Here is a 16,568-nt window from a genome sequence, read left to right on the forward strand (position 1 = left end):
GAGGGTTACAGTTATGCTGCAACGCACAATGAACCATGCTCTTTCGCCAAAGGGAAGCTTGAGGATGTAAACCTTAGCCCGCAGCCATGGTGTCACGCACCAGCTTGACCGTGCGGTCCGGTCCCAGATCGTGCGTCACCGCTGTGCGGAACTTGCCGTCGGGACCCATCAGATAGACGGTCAGCGAGTGGTTCATGGTGTAGCCCTCACCCTCGCCCACCTTTTGATAGTAGGCGCGGTAAGCTTTGGAGGCCTGCTGGATCTGCTCATCCGTGCCGGTCAGGCCGATAACGCCCTTCGGGAAGCCGTCGGAGGACAGATAGTCCTTTAGCATCTGCGGCGTATCGCGCTCGGGATCGACGCTGATGAAGACGATTTGCAGATCCTTGGCGTCTTCACCCAGTTCGGTCTGAACGCGTTCCAGAACGCCCAGCGTGGTCGGGCAATAGTCCGGGCAATAGGTGAAGCCAAAGAAGACCAGGCTCCACTTGCCCTCGAGGATCGACTGATCGACCGTCTGGCCCTCCTGATTGACCAGCGTGAAGTCCCCGCCCACCAGAGGTTGGCCACTGGCAACGGCGGTACCGCCCTGTCCCTGACTACGGCCATTGACGACCACCATGGTTACCAGAGCCAGTGCAATGGCAATCACCAGACAGCTGGCGGCCAGAATGATGATCGAACGACGGGGCATGGCTTCTCGCAAACTTTCAATCAGGACGACGCACCACAGTGCTTGAAGGACCGACAGGGTCTATAGAAGAGGCGTGAACGCTAAAGAAGCCCCCTCCCTGTCGCAGGCTGTCGCCGCTGCCGCCGGTAGTGCGTCCGGACTGCTGGGTCTGACCGAGGGTCCGCGTCGCGGTCGTGGCCTTCCGCTTCGTACCCTGATCATCCTGCGCTGGCTGTCCATCATGGGGCAGCTGATTGCGGTGTTGACCGCCTATTTCGTCCTGCACTTCGCCTTGCCGATCCAGCAGGCTCTGTCCGTCATCGGTGCCGCCATAGTGATGAACATCATCGCCATGGCCCGCTCGCGCCACATCGGCCTCAGCCAGCCCGATCCCATGCGGACCACCGTGCAGCTGGCCTTTGACCTGATGCAACTGGCCCTGCTGCTGGCGCTGACGGGCGGATTGGCCAATCCCTTCTGCCTGTTGCTGGTGGCCCCTCTGACCATTGCCGCCTCCAGCCTGCCGATCCGGCACACGGTCGGTCTGGGCCTGCTGGGTGTGGCCTGTGTGATCGTACTTTACCACTGGTCCCTGCCCCTGCCGTGGCTGGTACACGAGGAACTGCACTTGCCAGGTCTGTACCGTCAGGAGCTGGGCCTGGCCCTGATGACGGGCATGCTGTTCATCTCCGGCTATACGTGGAAGGTCGCCGCCGACGCTGACAAGCTGGAGCTGGCACTGGCTACAACGCAGGACGTTCTGCAACGCGAGCAGAGCCTTGCCGCCATCGGCGGCTTGGCCGCCGCCGCCGCCCACGAACTGGGCACCCCCTTGGCGACTATTCAAGTGGTGGCGCGCGAGATGCTGAGGAACGCGCCCGAAGGCTCGCCCGAGGCCGAGGATGCCGCCCTGATCCTGCAACAGGCCGAGCGGTGCCGCGACATCCTCAACCAGTTGTCCAACTCGCCCGACGAAGGCGATGCCCTGTTTGCGGACATCGAGTTGAAGTCCATGCTGCAAGAGGTGGCCAGCCCGCACGAGGGCTTCGACCTGACGTTCGATCTTTCGGTGCAATCGGCGGGCAACCAGCCCGTACCGCGTATCCGCCGCCTGCCCGAGGTGATCCATGGCCTGTCGGCTCTGGTGGAGAACGCGGCGGATTTCGCGTCCAGCCGCGTGACCCTGTCGGCGACGGTGGATGCAGGCTGGATCGCCATCGACATTATCGACGACGGGCCGGGCTTTGCCTCGGATGTCATCCCGCGCTTGGGTGAGCCCTACGTGACTACCCGCCCCCAAAGCAAAGCCCGCCGCGCCCTGGCGGCCCAGCTGACGCAGGCCACGAAACGTTCTCAGGCACCATCGACCGCCCCCGCCATTGCCCCCAGTCAGGGCGGCATGGGGCTGGGCTTCTTTATTGCCCGCACCCTGTTGGAGCGGACCGGTGCAAAGGTGTCGATCGGTGATGCCGGCCCTGCCGATAAAGGCCAAAACCGTGGCGCGCGTGTTTCCGTCCGCTGGCCGCGCCAGCGGCTGGAAGTCCCCGGCCACTATGAGGGCGACAAGGTGGAACCCAATGTCGCAGTCAGGGGCTAACGCCTTGACCTTGACCGATCAAAACCCGACCTGAGGCTCAGGAGAACCGTATATGTCCGAACTCGAGATCCAGATCGCTGCCCTGTCCGACAAGAGCCTGCTGTTGTTAGACGACGATCAGGCGCTGCGGACCCGTTTGGGCCGCGCTCTGGAAAGCCGCGGATTTCAGGTGACCCTCGCAGCGTCTCTGGCCGAGGCCATGGAGGCTCTGCGCCAGAACCTGCCGGCCTTCGCCGTGCTGGACATGAGACTGGAAGACGGTAACGGACTGAAGATTGTGGAGGCCATCCGCGACCGTCGCGACGATGCCCGCATCGTCATGCTGACCGGCTATGGCGCGATTGCCACCGCCGTGGCCGCTGTAAAGGCTGGTGCGGTGGACTATCTGCAAAAGCCCGCCGATGCAGACGACGTGGTCAAGGCCCTGCTGTCGTCCGGCGAAGCGCCCGAGCCGCCCGAAAACCCCATGAGCGCCGACCGCGTGCGTTGGGAGCATATCCAGCGCGTGTTCGAACTGTGCGACCAGAACGTTTCAGAGACCGCGCGTCGCCTCGGCATGCACCGCCGTACGCTGCAACGGATTCTGGCCAAGCGCGCGCCTCGTTGATCTGGTTCGACGCATATAGCGTCGAACGAGGCTTTACGCCCTAACGCTCACGTCACGGACACTCGCTGCTTGAGGGCTTAAAGCCTTTCCTGCGATCCCTACACCTCAGCCCGCGCCATCCTGAAGGCGCTTAGCCTGCCGAAGGCGATCAGCATGGCTTTTCGGCGGGCAGCAGCCAGAGGCTCTGGTGCCGCGTCGCGTATGACGGCCCCACCGAAACGGTCGGCATAGATCAGTCCCGGTTCTTGCGGCAGCACGCCTTCGGGAAATTCAGGGGCGACAGCGAAATAGAAGGCATCGCAATAGGGCGCGTACTCGTGCCATTTGCGATCGACGCGATAGTCGTCGATGCCGGACTTCACCTCCACAATGATGATCTCGCCCTTACGGCCCAGCGCTAGCACATCGGCGCGCCGTCCGTTGGGCAGCCGCACCTCCATCAACGGCGCATAGCCCATGTCGGCCAACAGCTTGGCCGCGCCGCGCGTGACCGCGTGCGTCACTTCGGGGCGGGTGAAGCCGAGTTCGATTGCAGGGACGGATGCGGACGCCATGCCCGCATTATGTTCCGCCTATGTTCCGGTTACAAGACGCGCGCGGTTGATCTGCCATTCGGCCTTGGTCTGACCCCAGATGTTGCAGGTCAGCTCATGGAAAGGGACCGGCAGCGGCTTTGGCCCCTGATTATAGGAGCCCAGCTTTTCAGCGACCTTTTCGGACGGTGTGTTTCGGGGATCGATGCAGTGGATCACATCACTCCAACCCAGCACGTCAAAAGCATAGTCGATGGTGGCGATGGCGGCTTCGAGCGCATAGCCCTTGCCATGGGCGTCGGGGTGCAGGCTCCAGCCTACCTCGCGGCCGGGCCATCCATAAGGGTGCAGCGGCCCGATCCGGCCCAGCCACAGGCCTGTCTGCTTGTCCAGCACCGAGAACATGCCCTCGCCGTGAAGCGCCCACATACCGACGACCGTCGCCATTGTGCGCCAGACCTGGTGTTTGGACTGGACACCACCGATGAATTGGCTGGCCTCTTCGTCAGCCAGCAGTTCGCACCAGCGCGGAAAGTCTTCCAGTGTCGGCGGACGCAGGATCAGTCGTCCGGTCTCGAGGGTGGGCCCGACGCGGGTTTCAGTGGTTCCGGTCCAAGGCGTCACAGATAATATTCCCTCTCCAGAGTATAGACGCTGCCGTCGCGGGTCAGGACGCTGGAATAGAGGCCAAACGTATCGAACCTGATGGGTGGCGACTGGAGCAGGTTGTGCCCTGTCATCCAAGCCCCGATCCTGTTCGTGTCGGTATGGGGTTTCAGATAGGCCAGGGTCACATGCGGGCGGTATTCGCGCCGCTCGGGCGGCAGGCCCGCGCGCGCGCCCGCCGACTTGCACCGCGCAGCCAGCTGGCTCAGCGCCTCATTGGGCTTAACCCCCGCCCACAGGGTCTGGCTCTGGTGGTTGTCGCCAAAGGCCCCTACCCCGTTCAGTTCCACATCAAACGCGCCGCGGCCTTCGGCTCGTACCAACTCCGAGGCCAGATCATCGGCCTGACGCTCGGTAGCCTCGCCGTAAAAAGCCAGGGTGATGTGCAACTGTTCCAGCGGACGCCATTTGGCACCCGGCAGTCCGGTCTGACGGCGTGCCAGCGTATCGGCGATGTGTTCGGGGACGTGCAGTGCGGTGAACAATCTGAGCATGCGACTGTTGGTAGCGGCTGGAACGCACGACTTAAAGACGGGTTTTCCTTGCATAGGAGGCTGGCTGACCCGATATTTCGGGCAAGGTCGGCATACTCCGACCATTTGGGAGACGAATTTCGCGATGAGCGACTTCAACAACGGCTATGCGCGCCCTGTCCCGCAGTCGGCGGACATGTCCGTCGATGCCGGCCTGCGCGCCTTTATGCTCGGCGTCTATAACAAGCTGGCCATCGGTCTGGTTGTTGCAGGTGCCCTAGCCTACATCACTGGCAATGTGCCGGCGGTTCAGCAACTGCTCTTCACCCGCATGCCGGACGGCCGCATCGGCATGACCCTGCTGGGTATGATCATCCAGTTCTCGCCGCTGGTGATGCTGTTCGGTTCCATGTTCTTCATGAAGAACCCGACCGCGCGCGGCGTGAACATTCTGTACTGGGCGGTGGTCGCCACCATCGGTGCCGGTCTGGGCGTTCTGTTCCTGCGCTATACCGGCGGTTCGCTGGCTTCGACCTTCTTCGTGACGGCCGCTGCCTTCGGTGGTCTGAGCCTGTTCGGCTACACCACCAAGAAGGACCTGACCGGCATGGGTACCTTCCTGATCATGGGTGTGATCGGCCTGATCATTGCCTCGGTCGTGAACATCTTCATGCAGTCGGGCATCATGTACCTGATCATCTCGGGTGCAGGCGTACTGATCTTCTCGGGTCTGATCGCCTATGACACCCAGCGCCTGAAGATGACCTACTACGCTCTGGGCGGCGACCAGCAAGCGCTGGGCGTGGCCACCGGCTTCGGTGCCCTGAGCCTGTTCATCAACTTCATCAACCTGTTCCAGTTCCTGCTCGCCTTCATGGGCCAGCGTGAATAGTAGAGGCATCCTAGTGCGCTATGGCGGCGACACGGTCGCCGCCGACTTGAGCGCGCTGAGATCCTGATGCGAGAAAGCCCCCGCCGGATGGCGGGGGCTTTTTTCATTCCACGACGGTGAACTTGCGACTGTCGAAGACCTTCAGGACCTGCGCCAGTTCGCGACCGCGTTTCAGCACAAGGCCACCCTCGCCGATCACCGCATACTGGCCCTGTTTCAGGCGTAAGGACGGGCGCTTTTCCACGCGATAGACGGGCGCATCGCCGTGGCGACGAAAGACGGCGAACTCGGCCACATCCTTAAGGCCCGCCATAGAATAGTCGCGCCACTCGCCCTGAGAGACCATGCGGCCATAGACGCGCAGCAACTGGTCCAGTTCGCGCCGGTCCCAGAAGACGGGGCCGGCCAGCGACGTCTCGGCTGAAAGATCAAAGGTCATATTTTCAATCTAGTGCCCCTTGGCCCGCAAACCAGCCCCGCGGTTGTTTCAAGGACATCATGGCAATCTTGACCCTGCGTCTTGTCAGTGCGGGCGGGCGCGTCCAAAAGACGGACAACAGATTTGGTTTCTAGGAGACACACCATGGCTGACGGCTGGGATATGCCTAAGGGCGAGCTGATGAAGGGCAAGAAGGGCCTGATCATGGGCGTTGCCAACTCCAACTCGATCGCCTGGGGCATCGCCTCGCAGCTGGCGGCTCAGGGTGCGGAACTGGCCTTCACCTATCTGGGCGAAAGCCTGGAGCGCCGCGTGCGTCCGCTGGCCGAAAGCGTGGGTGCCAAGGCCATCATCCCGTGCGACGTGTCCGACGATGCCTCGATGGACGCCGCCTTTGCCGCTCTGAAGGAAACCTTCGGCGAGATCGACTTCGTCGTCCACTCGGTCGCCTTCGCCAACAAGAACGAACTGCAAGGCTCGTTCGTCGACAACACCACCCGCGACAGCTTCCTGCTGGCCATGAACATCTCGGTCTACAGCTTCGTGGACGTGGCCCGTCGCTCGGCAGAGCTGATGCCGAACGGCGGCTCGATGATCACCCTGACCTATCTGGGTTCGGAACGCGTGATCCCGAACTACAACACCATGGGCGTCGCCAAGGCTGGCCTCGAAGCCGCCACCCGCTACATCGCCCGTGACCTCGGTCCGAAGAACATCCGCGTCAACGCCATCTCGGCGGGTGCCATGCGCACCCTGTCGCTGGCCGGTATCTCGGGTGGCCGTGGCCTGCACTCCAAGTCGGCCCAGTTCTCGCTGATCAAGGAAGAGACCTCGATGGAAGGCGTCGCGGGCGCTGCCCTGTGGCTGACCTCCGATCTGGGCCGCTCCACCACCGGTGAAGTGGTTCACGTCGATGCCGGCTTCCACGCTGTGGGTCTTCCGGACGACATGGAGGTCTAAATCAGACCCCGCCCCGGGGAGGGAGGTTTCAGTGCAAGGTAGATGGTCCGGTTTTCACGATCTGACGCTGCTGGCGCTGCGGCTCTTCCTCGGGGCGTTCCTGATTTACGGCGTGTGGGACAATATCGTTTCAAGCGCTCGGATGGACGAGTTCGAACAGTTTCTGACCGGCATCCGTTGTCCTATGCCCGCCTTGGCCGCGCCCCTGTCGGTGTGGGCACAGTTCGCCATCGGGGCACTGTTGATACCGGGCTTGTGGACCCGATGGGCCGGACTGGTGCTGGCTATAAACTTCACCGTAGCCGTCGTGCTTTTACTGGGTGTGGGTCAGGATTTCCGACAGCTTTTCCCACCCGCCATCTTGATCTTTATCGGCCTAAGCCTTGCCTCGGGCGGCGCAGGGCGGGTTTCATTGGATCATCTGATCAAGAGGCGGTCGCCTGTTCGTGCCTAGGTTTGCTCCTCCCGCCTCCTTTGCCGCGGCCCTCGTTGCGGTCGCTATCGGATTTGGCGGGACCGTCGCTCTCGTCGTTCAGTCTGGACAAACCCTGGGGGCAACGCCGTCCCAGATCATCTCCATGTTGGCCGCCCTCGCGCTCGGCATCGGTATCCCCGGTGCCGTGCTAAGCTGGCGTTTGAAGATACCCGTTGTTCTGGCGTGGTCGACACCCGGCGCCGCCCTGCTGGCGGCGGCACAGGCGGGGTATGACTGGCCCTCCGCTATCGGTGCCTTCGTCGTGGCTGCGATTCTTATGGTCATCACCGGCATGGTGCCGGTTCTGGGCAGGCTGGCGGCGCGTATTCCGCCCGGTATTGCCTCGGGGATGCTGGCGGGCGTTCTTCTGCCTTTCTGTCTGAAACTGTTTGCAGCGGCACCGACGGACTTGCCCCTGATTGGCGGGCTGGTTGGCTCCTATTTCGTGATGCGCCGATACGCAGCCAGATGGGCACTGCCCGCCGTACTGGTGTTGGCTTTCGGCGTGCTGATATGGCGCGGCCAACTGACCCTGCCCGAAGGCGGGCTTCTGCTTGGCCAACTCGCTCCGGTAATGCCCGTCTTTGACATGAAGGCGGTCATAGGATTGGCCATACCTCTGTATCTTGTCACGCTCGCCTCGCAGAACCTCCCCGGTCTCGTCGTACTGAGGGCTGCGGGATATGAGCCGCCCGCGAACCGCCTGATCTTCTGGACCGGTGCCGCCAGCACCATGGCCGCGCCGTTCGGAAGCCACGGGATCAATCTGGCCGCCATCACTGCCGCCATATGCACCAACCCCGAGGCCCATCCGGACCATAGCCAGCGATGGCGGGTCGGGGTGATCTATGGCCTGCTTTATCTGCTGGTGGCGGTGTTTGCTGCGCCGCTGGCCGGTCTGTTCATCGGCATGCCCACCCACGTGCTGGCGGCTGTGACAGGGATTGCCCTGCTGGCCCCTCTCATCGGAGCCCTCAGCTCCATGATGGACGATCAGTCAGGCCGCGAAGCCGGCGTGCTCACCTTCTGCGTCACGGCCTCGGGGCTGGCCCTCGCGGGTATCGGGTCCGCATTCTGGGGCTTGCTGGCAGGCTTTGCCGCGCTGGTTATTTTGCGTCGGACCTGAAAATCAGGCCCTGACAACAATTTTACATTTACGCGGTTTTCAAATCACGGCCCCGCGTGGCAGCTTTGCCTTGGCCGGATGGCGGCCCTTTCTGCGAGGCAAACATGGCTCACAAATTCGAAGTCTATCAGGACAAGGCCGGCGAATACCGCGTCCGTTTCAAATACAATTCCGAGGTCATTTTCTCGACCGAGGGCTATTCGGACAAGTCCGGAGCCAAGCGCGCTATTGAATCGATCAAGAAATATGTGGTCGATGCGCCGACCGAAGAGGTCTGAGCGCAGGATCGCTCTGCGACACCCATTTCAAGACGAAGGGCGCGCGACCGGCCGGTCACGCGCCCTTTTCATATCTCAAAGCTTGGCGACGATCAGTCTTCGTCGCGTTCGCTGACTTCGGTCGGCTTGACGATGCGCAGCCAGCCTTCGCTGACGTGGATCTCGGGCGTGGCCGCCTTGGTGAAGGGCAGATACCAGGTCGGTCCACCCTCGGCAGGCGTGATTTCCAGCATGTCGTCGGCACCGAAGTTTTGCACCGACTTGACCTTGCCGATCACAGTACCGTCCGGATCGCGGCCTTCCAGTCCGATCAGGTCGGTCAGGTAAAACTCGTCTTCATCCGGTTCGGGCAACTGGTCACGGTGGATGTAGAGTTTGCGCCCACGGGCGGCATCAGCCTCCTCCTTGGTCGTCAGCTCTTTCACCTTGGCGACCAGACCGTGTTTGTCCGGACGCGCCGAGATGATGGTCAGCGCGGGTTGCCCCTTGGCATCCAGCAGAGGGGAATAGTCCAGCAGGGACTGGGCATCCGCCGTGTAGGCCGTGATCTTGACCTCGCCGCGCACGCCAAAGGCGCCGCCGATCTGGGCCACCAGAATATAGTTGTCGCCGCTCAACGTGGGCTCCTCATCAAACTGTGGCCCTCATAGCAGAAAAGCAGCGCCCTTGCGGACGCTGCCCTTCCCTCAGACACAGTGTGAACTGTGAAAGACTTAGGCTTCGGTGGCTTCTTCAGCAGCAGCCTCGGCAGCCGGAGCTTCTTCAGCCGGAGCAGCGGCAGCTTCAGCAGCAGCAGCGGCTTCAGCCTTGGCAGCAGCTTCGGCTTCCAGACGGTCAGCTTCGCGTTGAGCACGTTCAGCAGCGCGCTCTTGAGCCTTCTTGCCCGGGGTGCCCTTGTTCGGGTTGTTGCCCTGGACCCACTTGACCTTTTCGCCCAGCACTTCGTCTTGCGACAGGAAGCGAGCGACGCGGTCGGTCGGCTGAGCGCCCTTGCCCAGCCATTCAGCGATGCGCTCGACCTTCAGCGAGACGCGCGGGGTCGCGCCGTCCTTCGGCAGCATCGGGTTGTACGAGCCAACCTTCTCGAGGAACTTACCGTCGCGCGGCGAACGGGCGTCGGCGATGACGATGTGGTAGTAAGGACGCTTCTTGGAGCCACCACGGGCCAGACGGATCTTCAGCATTTTAGTCTCTTTCTAGGAAAGTCAGTTATTTTTTGGGGAAGCCCGGTAGACCCGGAAGCCCCCCCGGAAGTTGTCCGCCACCCAGGCCGGCCATGCGGTCCTGAAGGGCTTTCAATTCGTCTGCGCTGGGTTCGGGCATCTTGCCGCCGCCCAGTGCTTTCAGGCGGGCCATATCCGGACCGCCGCCGCCCATGCCGGGCAGACCGCCCATCATGGCAGCCATCTTTTGCAGGTTCTTGCCACCGCCCTTGGACAGCGACTTGACCATGTCGGCCATCTGCCGGTGCTGTTTCAGCAGACGGTTGATGTCCTGAACCTCGACGCCGGCACCCGCAGCGATACGCTTCTTGCGGCTGGCGTTGAGGATGTCGGGTTTTTTGCGCTCGGCCTTGGTCATCGAGGAGATGACGGCCAGCTGGCGATCGATCAGCTTGTCCGAGACATTGCTCTCGGCCATCTGGTTCTTGAGTTTGGCCACGCCCGGCAGCAGGCCCATAATGCCCTGCAGACCGCCCATCTTCTTCATCTGGCCCAGTTGGGCCGCCAGATCGTCGAGGTCAAACTGACCCTTGGCCAGCTTGCGGGCCATCTTCTCGGCCTTGGCCTGATCCAGCTCGCCCGCGGCCTTTTCCACCAGGGCGACGATGTCGCCTTGGCCGAGGATACGGCCAGCCACACGACGGGCGTCAAAGACGTCCAGCTCGTCGACCTTTTCACCGGCACCGAGATATTTGATCGGCAGGCCGGTCACGGCGCGCATGGACAGCATGGCACCGCCACGACCGTCACCGTCGGCACGGGTCAGAACCAGACCCGTCAGCGGCAGACGCTCGTTAAAGGCCGATGCGGTACGCACGGCATCCTGACCGGTCAGGCTGTCGGCCACCAGCAGGGTTTCGATCGGCTTGGCGATGTCGGCCACTTCGGCGACTTCGTTCATCAGCGCTTCGTCAAGCGTGATACGGCCGGCGGTGTCGAGGATCAGAACGTCAAAGCCCTGCAGCTTTGCCGATTGCAAGGCGCGGCGGGTGATCTGGACGGCGCTTTCACCGGCCACGATCGGCAGGGTCGCGACTTCGATCTGTTGGCCCAGAGTGGCCAATTGTTCCATGGCGGCCGGACGACGGGTGTCCAGCGAGGCCATCATCACCTTTTTGCGGTCGAACTTGGTCAGACGCAGGGCCAGCTTGGCCGAGGTGGTGGTCTTACCCGAGCCTTGCAGACCGGCCATCAGGATGACCGCAGGCGGGGTGGCATTGGTGTTCAGCGGGACCGGCTCTTCGCCGCCCAGCATTTCCACAAGGCCGTCATAGACGATCTTGATGACCTGATCGGCCGGCTTCACCGAGCGGATCACTTCTTCGCCGGTGGCTTGGGCCTTGGCGCGGCTGATGAAGTCCTTGACGACCGGCAGAGCAACGTCGGCCTCGAGAAGGGCTACGCGGACTTCGCGCAGGGCTTCTTCGACGTCCTTTTCGGACAGGGCGCCACGACCGGTGATCCGGTCGAATACGCCTGACAGCCGCTCGTTCAGAGCATCAAACATTCAAAACCTCAAATCCATGGCGGGACAGCGAGATCGGCTCCATACGACAACGGCCTCTGTGGACGTAACACGTCGACAGAGGGTTCTCGCCTGCCTCGTTCTTTATTGAGTGGGGCTATCGGCCGGTCGGCCTACTTGAGCCCCGAAGGGACAAGCGGCGCTTGCGGATCTTGAGTGCCCGAAGGGCCGTGCTCAAGTAGCGCAAAGCGCGGTAGCACACTCGACAAAGCTGTCGTGCAGGTGGAGACGCGAGTTTCACTTGCGCCGGAAGTGGGGGCTTATGCCTCATCTGCAAGCAAATGTCGACTCAGGGTGTCGACGCTCTTGCACGGCGGGTCGAGCGGCACCTTCGCATGACCGTATCGCTTATCAATGCCCACATTACCGCCACACACAGGAAGGTTACAGGGTGTTCACTAAATAACTGAAAACATAAGAAAAATTATTGCTTTGCCCGATTTCGGACACTGACCGAACGACAGTTTTCCAGATTGAGCTGCGCAGTATTGCCCTCAGTGCTCCTCCAATCCTTATCAGCCTGAAGGCCATTCAAATGAAGAAAGTTGCCTGCGCCCTTGTCGCACTCTGCCTGACGGCAGGTGCGGCCCAAGCCCATACCTCCTCCGTTATCATTGTCGGCGATCTGCAATCGCCCGCTGGCAAGATGAAATTCGATCGTGACGTGCGCACTGCCTCGCTGCGTCTGTGCCGCGGCTTGACACCGGCCCAGCAACCGGGCTGCCGCTCTGAAATCATGGCTGAGGCGGTCAACCAGCTGTCAGACGATGACCGCGCCGCCTTCACCCGCTGGAAACAGTCGCGTCAAGCGCGCTGAGCCGCGCCGCCTTCACCCCACACACGCGCTGATCGCATCAGCCGCTCGAAGGACAATCCGAAATGTTGAGAACGCTTTGCCTCTCGGCCGCCATCATGGCTATCGCCGGTGCTGCCCACGCCCAGGCGCCCGTGGCCATCAAGGTCGAAAATATCCATACCGAAGCGGGGGCCGCCCGTTTTGACGCCCGCGTCAACCGCGCCGCCCGCACCCTGTGCGCTGGCTTGCGCGGCATTCAGCAAAGCCAGTGCCGCAATGCGGTGTACGCCGAGGCTATGGAACGACTGCCCGAGCCGGTCCGCCTGGCTTATCAAGACGCCAAGGCCATTGAGCCTGCCACAGAGGTACGCCAGGCAGCAGTAGCCCACGGCCTGAACGAGGGCTAAGCCCCCCTATACTTTTAGTCGGCGTACCCAGTGAGAGTAGGCGTTGCGTAGAGTTCTGATGTTGAACCCCCAAGTGCAAAGCGCCGCATTCCATCAAGGAATGCGGCGCTTCTTTTAGGTCTGGCTTTTAGCCGTCCGATCAGTTGGTCGGGAAGCCGCGGACCTTGAGCAGGGCCGTCACATCCGGGTTGCGGCCGCGGAAGCGACGATAGGCCTCGGCGCGGTCGGTCGAGTTGCCCTCGGCCAGGATGATGGCCTTGTATTTGGCACCGATCTCCGGATTGAACACGTCACCGGACTCTTCGAAATAGGCCCAGGTATCGGCGTCCATCACTTCGGACCACAGGTAGGAGTAATAGCCTGCCGAATAGGCGTCCGAGGTGAACAGGTGATTGAAGTGCGGCAGACGGTGACGCATCACAATCTCCTTGGGCATGCCAAAGCGTGCCAGAGATTCACGCTCGAAGGCGTCGATGTCGGTCGGCGGGGTGGCCTGGGTGTGCAGATCCATATCGACCAGGGCCGAAGACAGATAGGACACCGTGGCATAGCCCTGATTGAAGGTCGAAGCGGACTCGATCTTCTCGACCAGAGCCTGCGGCATGGGCTGGCCGGTCTCGACGTGCTTCAGGAAGCCTTCAATGATCGGACGGGTCAGCACCCAGTGCTCGTGCACCTGCGACGGATATTCCACATAGTCGCGCGGGGTACCGGCCAGCGCCGGATAACGGACCTGGGACGACAGCGAGTGCAGCGCGTGGCCGAACTCGTGGAACAGGGTCTCGGCGTCGTCCAGCGAGATCAGCAGCGGGCCTGACGGGGCCTTGATGAAGTTGTTGTTGTTCGAGGCCAGAACGTTCTTCTCGCCGTCAAACGACGAATAGGAACGGTAGGTGGTCGCCCATGCGCCCGAACGCTTGCCCGGACGGGCGAAGTCGTCCGAATAGAACAGGCCGACATGCGAGCCGTCAGACTTGTTCTTGACCTCGAACACCTCGACGTCCGGATGGAACACCGGCACCGAACCGTCGGTGATCTTGTGGAAGGTGAAGCCGTACAGGCGTTCGGCCATGTAGAAGGCGCCGCGCTTGACGTTGTTCAGTTCGAGGTAGGGTTTGATCTCGTTCTGGTCGAGGTCGTACTTCGCCTTACGGACCTTCTCGGCGTAGTACAGATAGTCCCACGGCTCGATGTCGTGACCGGCAATCGCCTTCATGTCGGCGACTTCCTCGGCCACGCGGGCCTTAGCCGGTGCCCAGACGCGCTCCATCAGCTCCATAGCCGCCGCAGGGGTCTTGGCCATGGTGTCCTGCATGCGCCATTCGGCGTGGTTGGTGAAGCCCAGCAGGCGGGCACGCTGCTGACGCAGCGACACGATCTCGGCGATGGTGGCGTTGGTGTCATTGGCATCGCCGTTGTCACCGCGGTTCACAAACGCACGCCAGACCTTTTCGCGCATGGCGCGGTCATCGCCGAACGACAGGAACGGATCGACGCTGGAGCGGGTGTTGGTGATCGCCCAACCCGTCAGGTTGTTGGCGCGCGCAGCCGCCGCTGCGGCGGCCTTGTCACCTGCCGACAGGCCCGCCAATTGGGCTTCGTCAGAGATGTGGATGTAGGTTTTTTCGTCTTCGACCACCTTTTGGCCGAAGCTGGTAAAGGCGTTCGACAGGGCCGTGTTGATGCGACCCAGTTCGGCCTTGCCTGCCGCATCCAGCGCCGCGCCGTTACGCACGAAGCTGTTGTAGGAACGCTCGGCAATGCGGGCCTGCTCGGCACTCAGACCGGCAGAGGCGGCCGTGTCGTGGACATGCTTGATGCGTGCGAAAAGAGCTTCGTTAAAGGTGGTTTCGTCGCTGGCTGCCGACAGCAGGGGCGACAGCTCGCTTTGCAGGGCGCGGTATTCCGGCGTGCCGATGTTTCCGGTCATTACGCCGAACAGGGCCATGGCGCGGCCAAGCGGCTCGCCTGCCAGCTGCATGGCCACCGAGGTGTTGGCGAAGGTCGCCGGTTCGGGATTGTTTGCGATGGCGTTGATTTCGGCGCGGCGCAGTTCGATGCCTTCAAGGATGGCTTCGCGCAGCTTGGCCGGGGTCACCTTATCCCACGGCGGCACGCCTTCGTACGGGCCGGTCCAGGCCTGCAGCAGTTCGGCGCGCGGTGCCGTGTTCGGCAGGACATCGCGGGCGACTGCGATTTCATTGGCCGAAGCGGCTTGGCTGATAGCCCCGCCCATATCGGCACCAGCTGCAGCGCAGCCCCCCAGTGCAAACAGGCTCGCGCCCCCGATAAGAAGATGGCGTCTATGCATCCGGTTTCTCCCAGCCTTGGTTGTTTCGCCCGTCGAAGCCTACAACTTCGACGTTTCTTCCCAGAGGTGTAATGCGAAGTGATGGACGGCGAAACCCTTGGGGTCTAAACGCGACAGTATGGCTATTGGTGTTTTTGACTCCGGCGTGGGCGGACTGACGGTCCACCGTGAACTTGTGTCGCGCTTTCCGGCACAGGACTTCATCTATTTGGGCGATCAGGCCCATGCGCCGTATGGTGGGCGCGGCGGCGAGGATATCGTCGAACTGACGCGTGCCGGATGCGAGACCCTGTTCCGCGCAGGCGCGTCCGTTGTCGTGCTGGCATGTAACACCGCCTCGGCCATTGCCCTGCGTCGCCTGCAGCAAACATGGATCCCGACCTTGCGCGAAGAGCTGGGTCGTCCGGTCAATGTGCTGGGCATTATTGTGCCCACCATCGAAGCGGCCACCGGCCTGCCGTGGTCGTTCGAGGCCGAGCGCGAGGGCCGTCTGGAAGGCGAGAAGAAAGAAGCCATCGACATCACCGGCGTGTTTTGCACGGCCGCGACGGCTATGAGCCGCGTCTACGAAATCGAAATCGACAAGCGCCGCGAAGATCTGGCGGTCTTCACCGAGCCCTGCCCCGGTCTGGCCGGTCTGATCGAGCTGGGTGCGCCGGAAGAAGAGCTGCGCGTGGTGGTCGGCGACCACGTCGATGCCCTGCGCCGCCGTATTGGCCGCCACCCCGACAAAGCCATTTTGGGCTGCACCCACTATGAAATCGTCGCCGACCTGTTTGCCGAGGCCCTGCCCGAAGGGGTTCAGGTGATCAGCCAGCCCGCCGCCGTGGCCGACAGTCTGGAGCGCTATTTCAAGCGCCATCCGGAATATGATCTGGGCAACAGTGGGCGCCGCACCTTCCTGACCACCGGCCAGCCGGGGCCGCAGTCGGACCTGATCGCCCGCTTCTGGGGCGCGCCGCTGACCTTCGACGCCGCTTAACGCCTAGCGGATAAGGGCCTTCTGGTTTTGCCAGTAGTCCTGTCCGCTGGACGGCTTGAACATGGTGCGCACCACGCCTTTCCGATCGAGCACCGCAAAGGTGTTGGAGCTGGCCTGATAGATCAGCACATCGCCATTGGGACGCTGGACAATTTCGGCGTCCGGCGGGGGCGCCTTGGTGAAGGCCTCGACCTTTCTGAGAAAGTCCTCGGGGTCCTTGGCTCCGAAGTCGGCACCATTGCGCTCAAACAGGCGGATGGCCTTGTCGCTGGCCGTCTCGCGCCGGTTGCCGGTGAGAACCGTGGCAGCCTTGGCGGGAGCCTTCAGGGTTTCAGTCGGCGCGACCTCGATCGGGGCCGTACTTTCAGCCGAGGGCAGCGAGACAGGCTCGGCATCGCGCGAGCGGGTCTCGACCGCTGATCCGCCGTTACCGCACCCTGCCAGCAGCACCCCCGCCATCAACAGGCCCGTGACAGTTCGCCCCACAAAACGCCTCATGTCACCCCCGGTGTTATTTACATAACGCAGTTATATTTGTTCGGACGGGCTGACAAGCGCGCGGGGGTCATCTCGACGGCGGCCATGTCGAACGGTACAGATGCACC

20 protein-coding genes are annotated in these 16,568 nt (G+C 62.3%); 10 read left to right on the plus strand and 10 right to left on the minus strand.

Annotated elements, in window-relative coordinates; translation table 11 throughout:
• Positions 1-73: 73 nt before the first annotated feature.
• Positions 74-694: an SCO family protein gene (locus tag B3B04_RS02615; protein WP_292039577.1), complete on the minus strand. Its 621-nt coding sequence runs from the start codon at positions 692-694 to the stop codon at positions 74-76.
• A gap of 73 nt (positions 695-767) precedes the next feature.
• Here B3B04_RS02615 and B3B04_RS02620 point away from each other — a divergent pair, with 73 nt between their 5' ends.
• Both B3B04_RS02620 and B3B04_RS02625 read left to right on the plus strand, forming a co-directional pair.
• Positions 768-2,270, plus strand: coding sequence for an ActS/PrrB/RegB family redox-sensitive histidine kinase (locus B3B04_RS02620; protein ID WP_292039579.1), 1,503 nt, complete (start codon positions 768-770; stop codon positions 2,268-2,270).
• Positions 2,271-2,322: 52 nt separating this feature from the next.
• Positions 2,323-2,877: an ActR/PrrA/RegA family redox response regulator transcription factor gene (locus B3B04_RS02625; protein ID WP_292039582.1), complete on the plus strand. Its 555-nt coding sequence runs from the start codon at positions 2,323-2,325 to the stop codon at positions 2,875-2,877.
• 98 nt (positions 2,878-2,975) lie between these two features.
• Here the strand turns inward: B3B04_RS02625 and mmcB are convergent, their stop codons facing one another.
• The 3 genes from mmcB to thpR are packed head-to-tail and all read right to left on the minus strand — an operon-like array spanning position 2,976 to position 4,570.
• A complete protein-coding gene (mmcB, locus tag B3B04_RS02630) occupies positions 2,976-3,431 on the minus strand; it encodes a DNA repair putative endonuclease MmcB (protein WP_292039583.1) in 456 nt (151 codons plus the stop codon).
• An 18-nt stretch (positions 3,432-3,449) separates the two neighbouring features.
• On the minus strand, positions 3,450-4,034 hold the full coding sequence (locus B3B04_RS02635; protein WP_292039586.1) for a GNAT family N-acetyltransferase: 585 nt from the start codon (positions 4,032-4,034) through the stop codon (positions 3,450-3,452).
• Positions 4,031-4,570, minus strand: coding sequence for an RNA 2',3'-cyclic phosphodiesterase (gene thpR, locus B3B04_RS02640; protein WP_292039588.1), 540 nt, complete (start codon positions 4,568-4,570; stop codon positions 4,031-4,033). The genes B3B04_RS02635 and thpR overlap by 4 nt, the downstream gene beginning before the upstream one ends.
• 124 nt (positions 4,571-4,694) lie before the next feature.
• Between thpR and B3B04_RS02645 the strand changes: the two genes are divergently transcribed.
• On the plus strand, positions 4,695-5,441 hold the full coding sequence (locus B3B04_RS02645) for a Bax inhibitor-1/YccA family protein (protein ID WP_292039590.1): 747 nt from the start codon (positions 4,695-4,697) through the stop codon (positions 5,439-5,441).
• Between the two features lie 103 nt (positions 5,442-5,544).
• Here the strand turns inward: B3B04_RS02645 and B3B04_RS02650 are convergent, their stop codons facing one another.
• Entirely contained in the window at positions 5,545-5,880 is a 336-nt protein-coding gene (locus tag B3B04_RS02650) for a DUF2794 domain-containing protein (RefSeq protein ID WP_292039593.1), read from the minus strand.
• Positions 5,881-6,024: 144 nt separating this feature from the next.
• Here B3B04_RS02650 and B3B04_RS02655 point away from each other — a divergent pair, with 144 nt between their 5' ends.
• The 4 genes from B3B04_RS02655 (at position 6,025) to B3B04_RS02670 (ending at position 8,719) form a co-directional block, all read left to right on the plus strand.
• Positions 6,025-6,840 (plus strand): enoyl-ACP reductase FabI, encoded by an 816-nt coding sequence (locus tag B3B04_RS02655; protein ID WP_292039594.1) that lies wholly within the window; start codon positions 6,025-6,027, stop codon positions 6,838-6,840.
• Positions 6,841-6,871: 31 nt separating this feature from the next.
• Positions 6,872-7,294, plus strand: coding sequence for a DoxX family protein (locus B3B04_RS02660; RefSeq protein ID WP_292039596.1), 423 nt, complete (start codon positions 6,872-6,874; stop codon positions 7,292-7,294).
• Positions 7,287-8,441 carry a benzoate/H(+) symporter BenE family transporter gene (locus B3B04_RS02665; RefSeq protein ID WP_292039598.1) on the plus strand — a complete coding sequence of 385 codons (1,155 nt, stop codon included), beginning with the start codon at positions 7,287-7,289 and terminating at the stop codon, positions 8,439-8,441. The genes B3B04_RS02660 and B3B04_RS02665 overlap by 8 nt, the downstream gene beginning before the upstream one ends.
• Positions 8,442-8,545: 104 nt before the next feature.
• Positions 8,546-8,719 (plus strand): YegP family protein, encoded by a 174-nt coding sequence (locus tag B3B04_RS02670; RefSeq protein ID WP_292039600.1) that lies wholly within the window; start codon positions 8,546-8,548, stop codon positions 8,717-8,719.
• 92 nt (positions 8,720-8,811) lie between these two features.
• Here B3B04_RS02670 and rimM read toward each other — a convergent pair whose 3' ends face one another.
• The 3 genes from rimM to ffh form a co-directional block, all read right to left on the minus strand.
• Positions 8,812-9,336 (minus strand): ribosome maturation factor RimM, encoded by a 525-nt coding sequence (rimM, locus tag B3B04_RS02675; protein WP_292039603.1) that lies wholly within the window; start codon positions 9,334-9,336, stop codon positions 8,812-8,814.
• Between the two features lie 96 nt (positions 9,337-9,432).
• A complete protein-coding gene (rpsP, locus tag B3B04_RS02680; RefSeq protein WP_292039604.1) occupies positions 9,433-9,903 on the minus strand; it encodes a 30S ribosomal protein S16 in 471 nt (156 codons plus the stop codon).
• 25 nt (positions 9,904-9,928) lie between these two features.
• Entirely contained in the window at positions 9,929-11,449 is a 1,521-nt protein-coding gene (gene ffh / locus B3B04_RS02685) for a signal recognition particle protein (RefSeq protein WP_292039605.1), read from the minus strand.
• 553 nt (positions 11,450-12,002) lie between these two features.
• Here ffh and B3B04_RS02690 point away from each other — a divergent pair.
• Positions 12,003-12,284, plus strand: a complete 282-nt coding sequence (locus tag B3B04_RS02690; protein ID WP_292039607.1) for a UrcA family protein — start codon at positions 12,003-12,005, stop codon at positions 12,282-12,284.
• Between the two features lie 62 nt (positions 12,285-12,346).
• Positions 12,347-12,670 (plus strand): UrcA family protein, encoded by a 324-nt coding sequence (locus B3B04_RS02695; protein ID WP_292039609.1) that lies wholly within the window; start codon positions 12,347-12,349, stop codon positions 12,668-12,670.
• A 139-nt stretch (positions 12,671-12,809) separates the two neighbouring features.
• On the opposite strand, the gene B3B04_RS02700 is transcribed toward B3B04_RS02695, so the two are convergent.
• A complete protein-coding gene (locus B3B04_RS02700) occupies positions 12,810-14,981 on the minus strand; it encodes a M3 family metallopeptidase (RefSeq protein WP_292039610.1) in 2,172 nt (723 codons plus the stop codon).
• A 118-nt stretch (positions 14,982-15,099) separates the two neighbouring features.
• Between B3B04_RS02700 and B3B04_RS02705 the strand changes: the two genes are divergently transcribed.
• The gene (locus B3B04_RS02705) at positions 15,100-15,963 is read left to right on the plus strand and encodes a glutamate racemase (protein WP_292039613.1); all 864 of its coding nucleotides are present in this window, start codon (positions 15,100-15,102) and stop codon (positions 15,961-15,963) included.
• Between the two features lie 3 nt (positions 15,964-15,966).
• Here the strand turns inward: B3B04_RS02705 and B3B04_RS02710 are convergent, their stop codons facing one another.
• Positions 15,967-16,449, minus strand: a complete 483-nt coding sequence (locus B3B04_RS02710; protein WP_292039615.1) for an S-type pyocin family protein — start codon at positions 16,447-16,449, stop codon at positions 15,967-15,969.
• Between the last annotated feature and the right edge of the window lie 119 nt (positions 16,450-16,568).

The sequence above is a fragment of the Brevundimonas sp. UBA5713 genome (assembly GCF_002419815.1).
Classification (GTDB): Bacteria; Pseudomonadota; Alphaproteobacteria; order Caulobacterales; family Caulobacteraceae; genus Brevundimonas.

What these genes read in the sequence shown, in the direction of transcription:
- B3B04_RS02615 (WP_292039577.1), bottom strand. Translation starts at nt 694, where the DNA reads ATGCCCCGTCGTTCGATCATCATTCTGGCCGCCAGCTGTCTGGTGATT.
- B3B04_RS02625 (WP_292039582.1), top strand. Translation starts at nt 2,323, where the DNA reads ATGTCCGAACTCGAGATCCAGATCGCTGCCCTGTCCGACAAGAGCCTG.
- mmcB (WP_292039583.1), bottom strand. Translation starts at nt 3,431, where the DNA reads ATGGCGTCCGCATCCGTCCCTGCAATCGAACTCGGCTTCACCCGCCCC.
- thpR (WP_292039588.1), bottom strand. Translation starts at nt 4,570, where the DNA reads ATGCTCAGATTGTTCACCGCACTGCACGTCCCCGAACACATCGCCGAT.
- B3B04_RS02645 (WP_292039590.1), top strand. Translation starts at nt 4,695, where the DNA reads ATGAGCGACTTCAACAACGGCTATGCGCGCCCTGTCCCGCAGTCGGCG.
- B3B04_RS02650 (WP_292039593.1), bottom strand. Translation starts at nt 5,880, where the DNA reads ATGACCTTTGATCTTTCAGCCGAGACGTCGCTGGCCGGCCCCGTCTTC.
- B3B04_RS02655 (WP_292039594.1), top strand. Translation starts at nt 6,025, where the DNA reads ATGGCTGACGGCTGGGATATGCCTAAGGGCGAGCTGATGAAGGGCAAG.
- B3B04_RS02670 (WP_292039600.1), top strand. Translation starts at nt 8,546, where the DNA reads ATGGCTCACAAATTCGAAGTCTATCAGGACAAGGCCGGCGAATACCGC.
- rpsP (WP_292039604.1), bottom strand. Translation starts at nt 9,903, where the DNA reads ATGCTGAAGATCCGTCTGGCCCGTGGTGGCTCCAAGAAGCGTCCTTAC.
- ffh (WP_292039605.1), bottom strand. Translation starts at nt 11,449, where the DNA reads ATGTTTGATGCTCTGAACGAGCGGCTGTCAGGCGTATTCGACCGGATC.
- B3B04_RS02690 (WP_292039607.1), top strand. Translation starts at nt 12,003, where the DNA reads ATGAAGAAAGTTGCCTGCGCCCTTGTCGCACTCTGCCTGACGGCAGGT.
- B3B04_RS02695 (WP_292039609.1), top strand. Translation starts at nt 12,347, where the DNA reads ATGTTGAGAACGCTTTGCCTCTCGGCCGCCATCATGGCTATCGCCGGT.
- B3B04_RS02700 (WP_292039610.1), bottom strand. Translation starts at nt 14,981, where the DNA reads ATGCATAGACGCCATCTTCTTATCGGGGGCGCGAGCCTGTTTGCACTG.
- B3B04_RS02705 (WP_292039613.1), top strand. Translation starts at nt 15,100, where the DNA reads ATGGCTATTGGTGTTTTTGACTCCGGCGTGGGCGGACTGACGGTCCAC.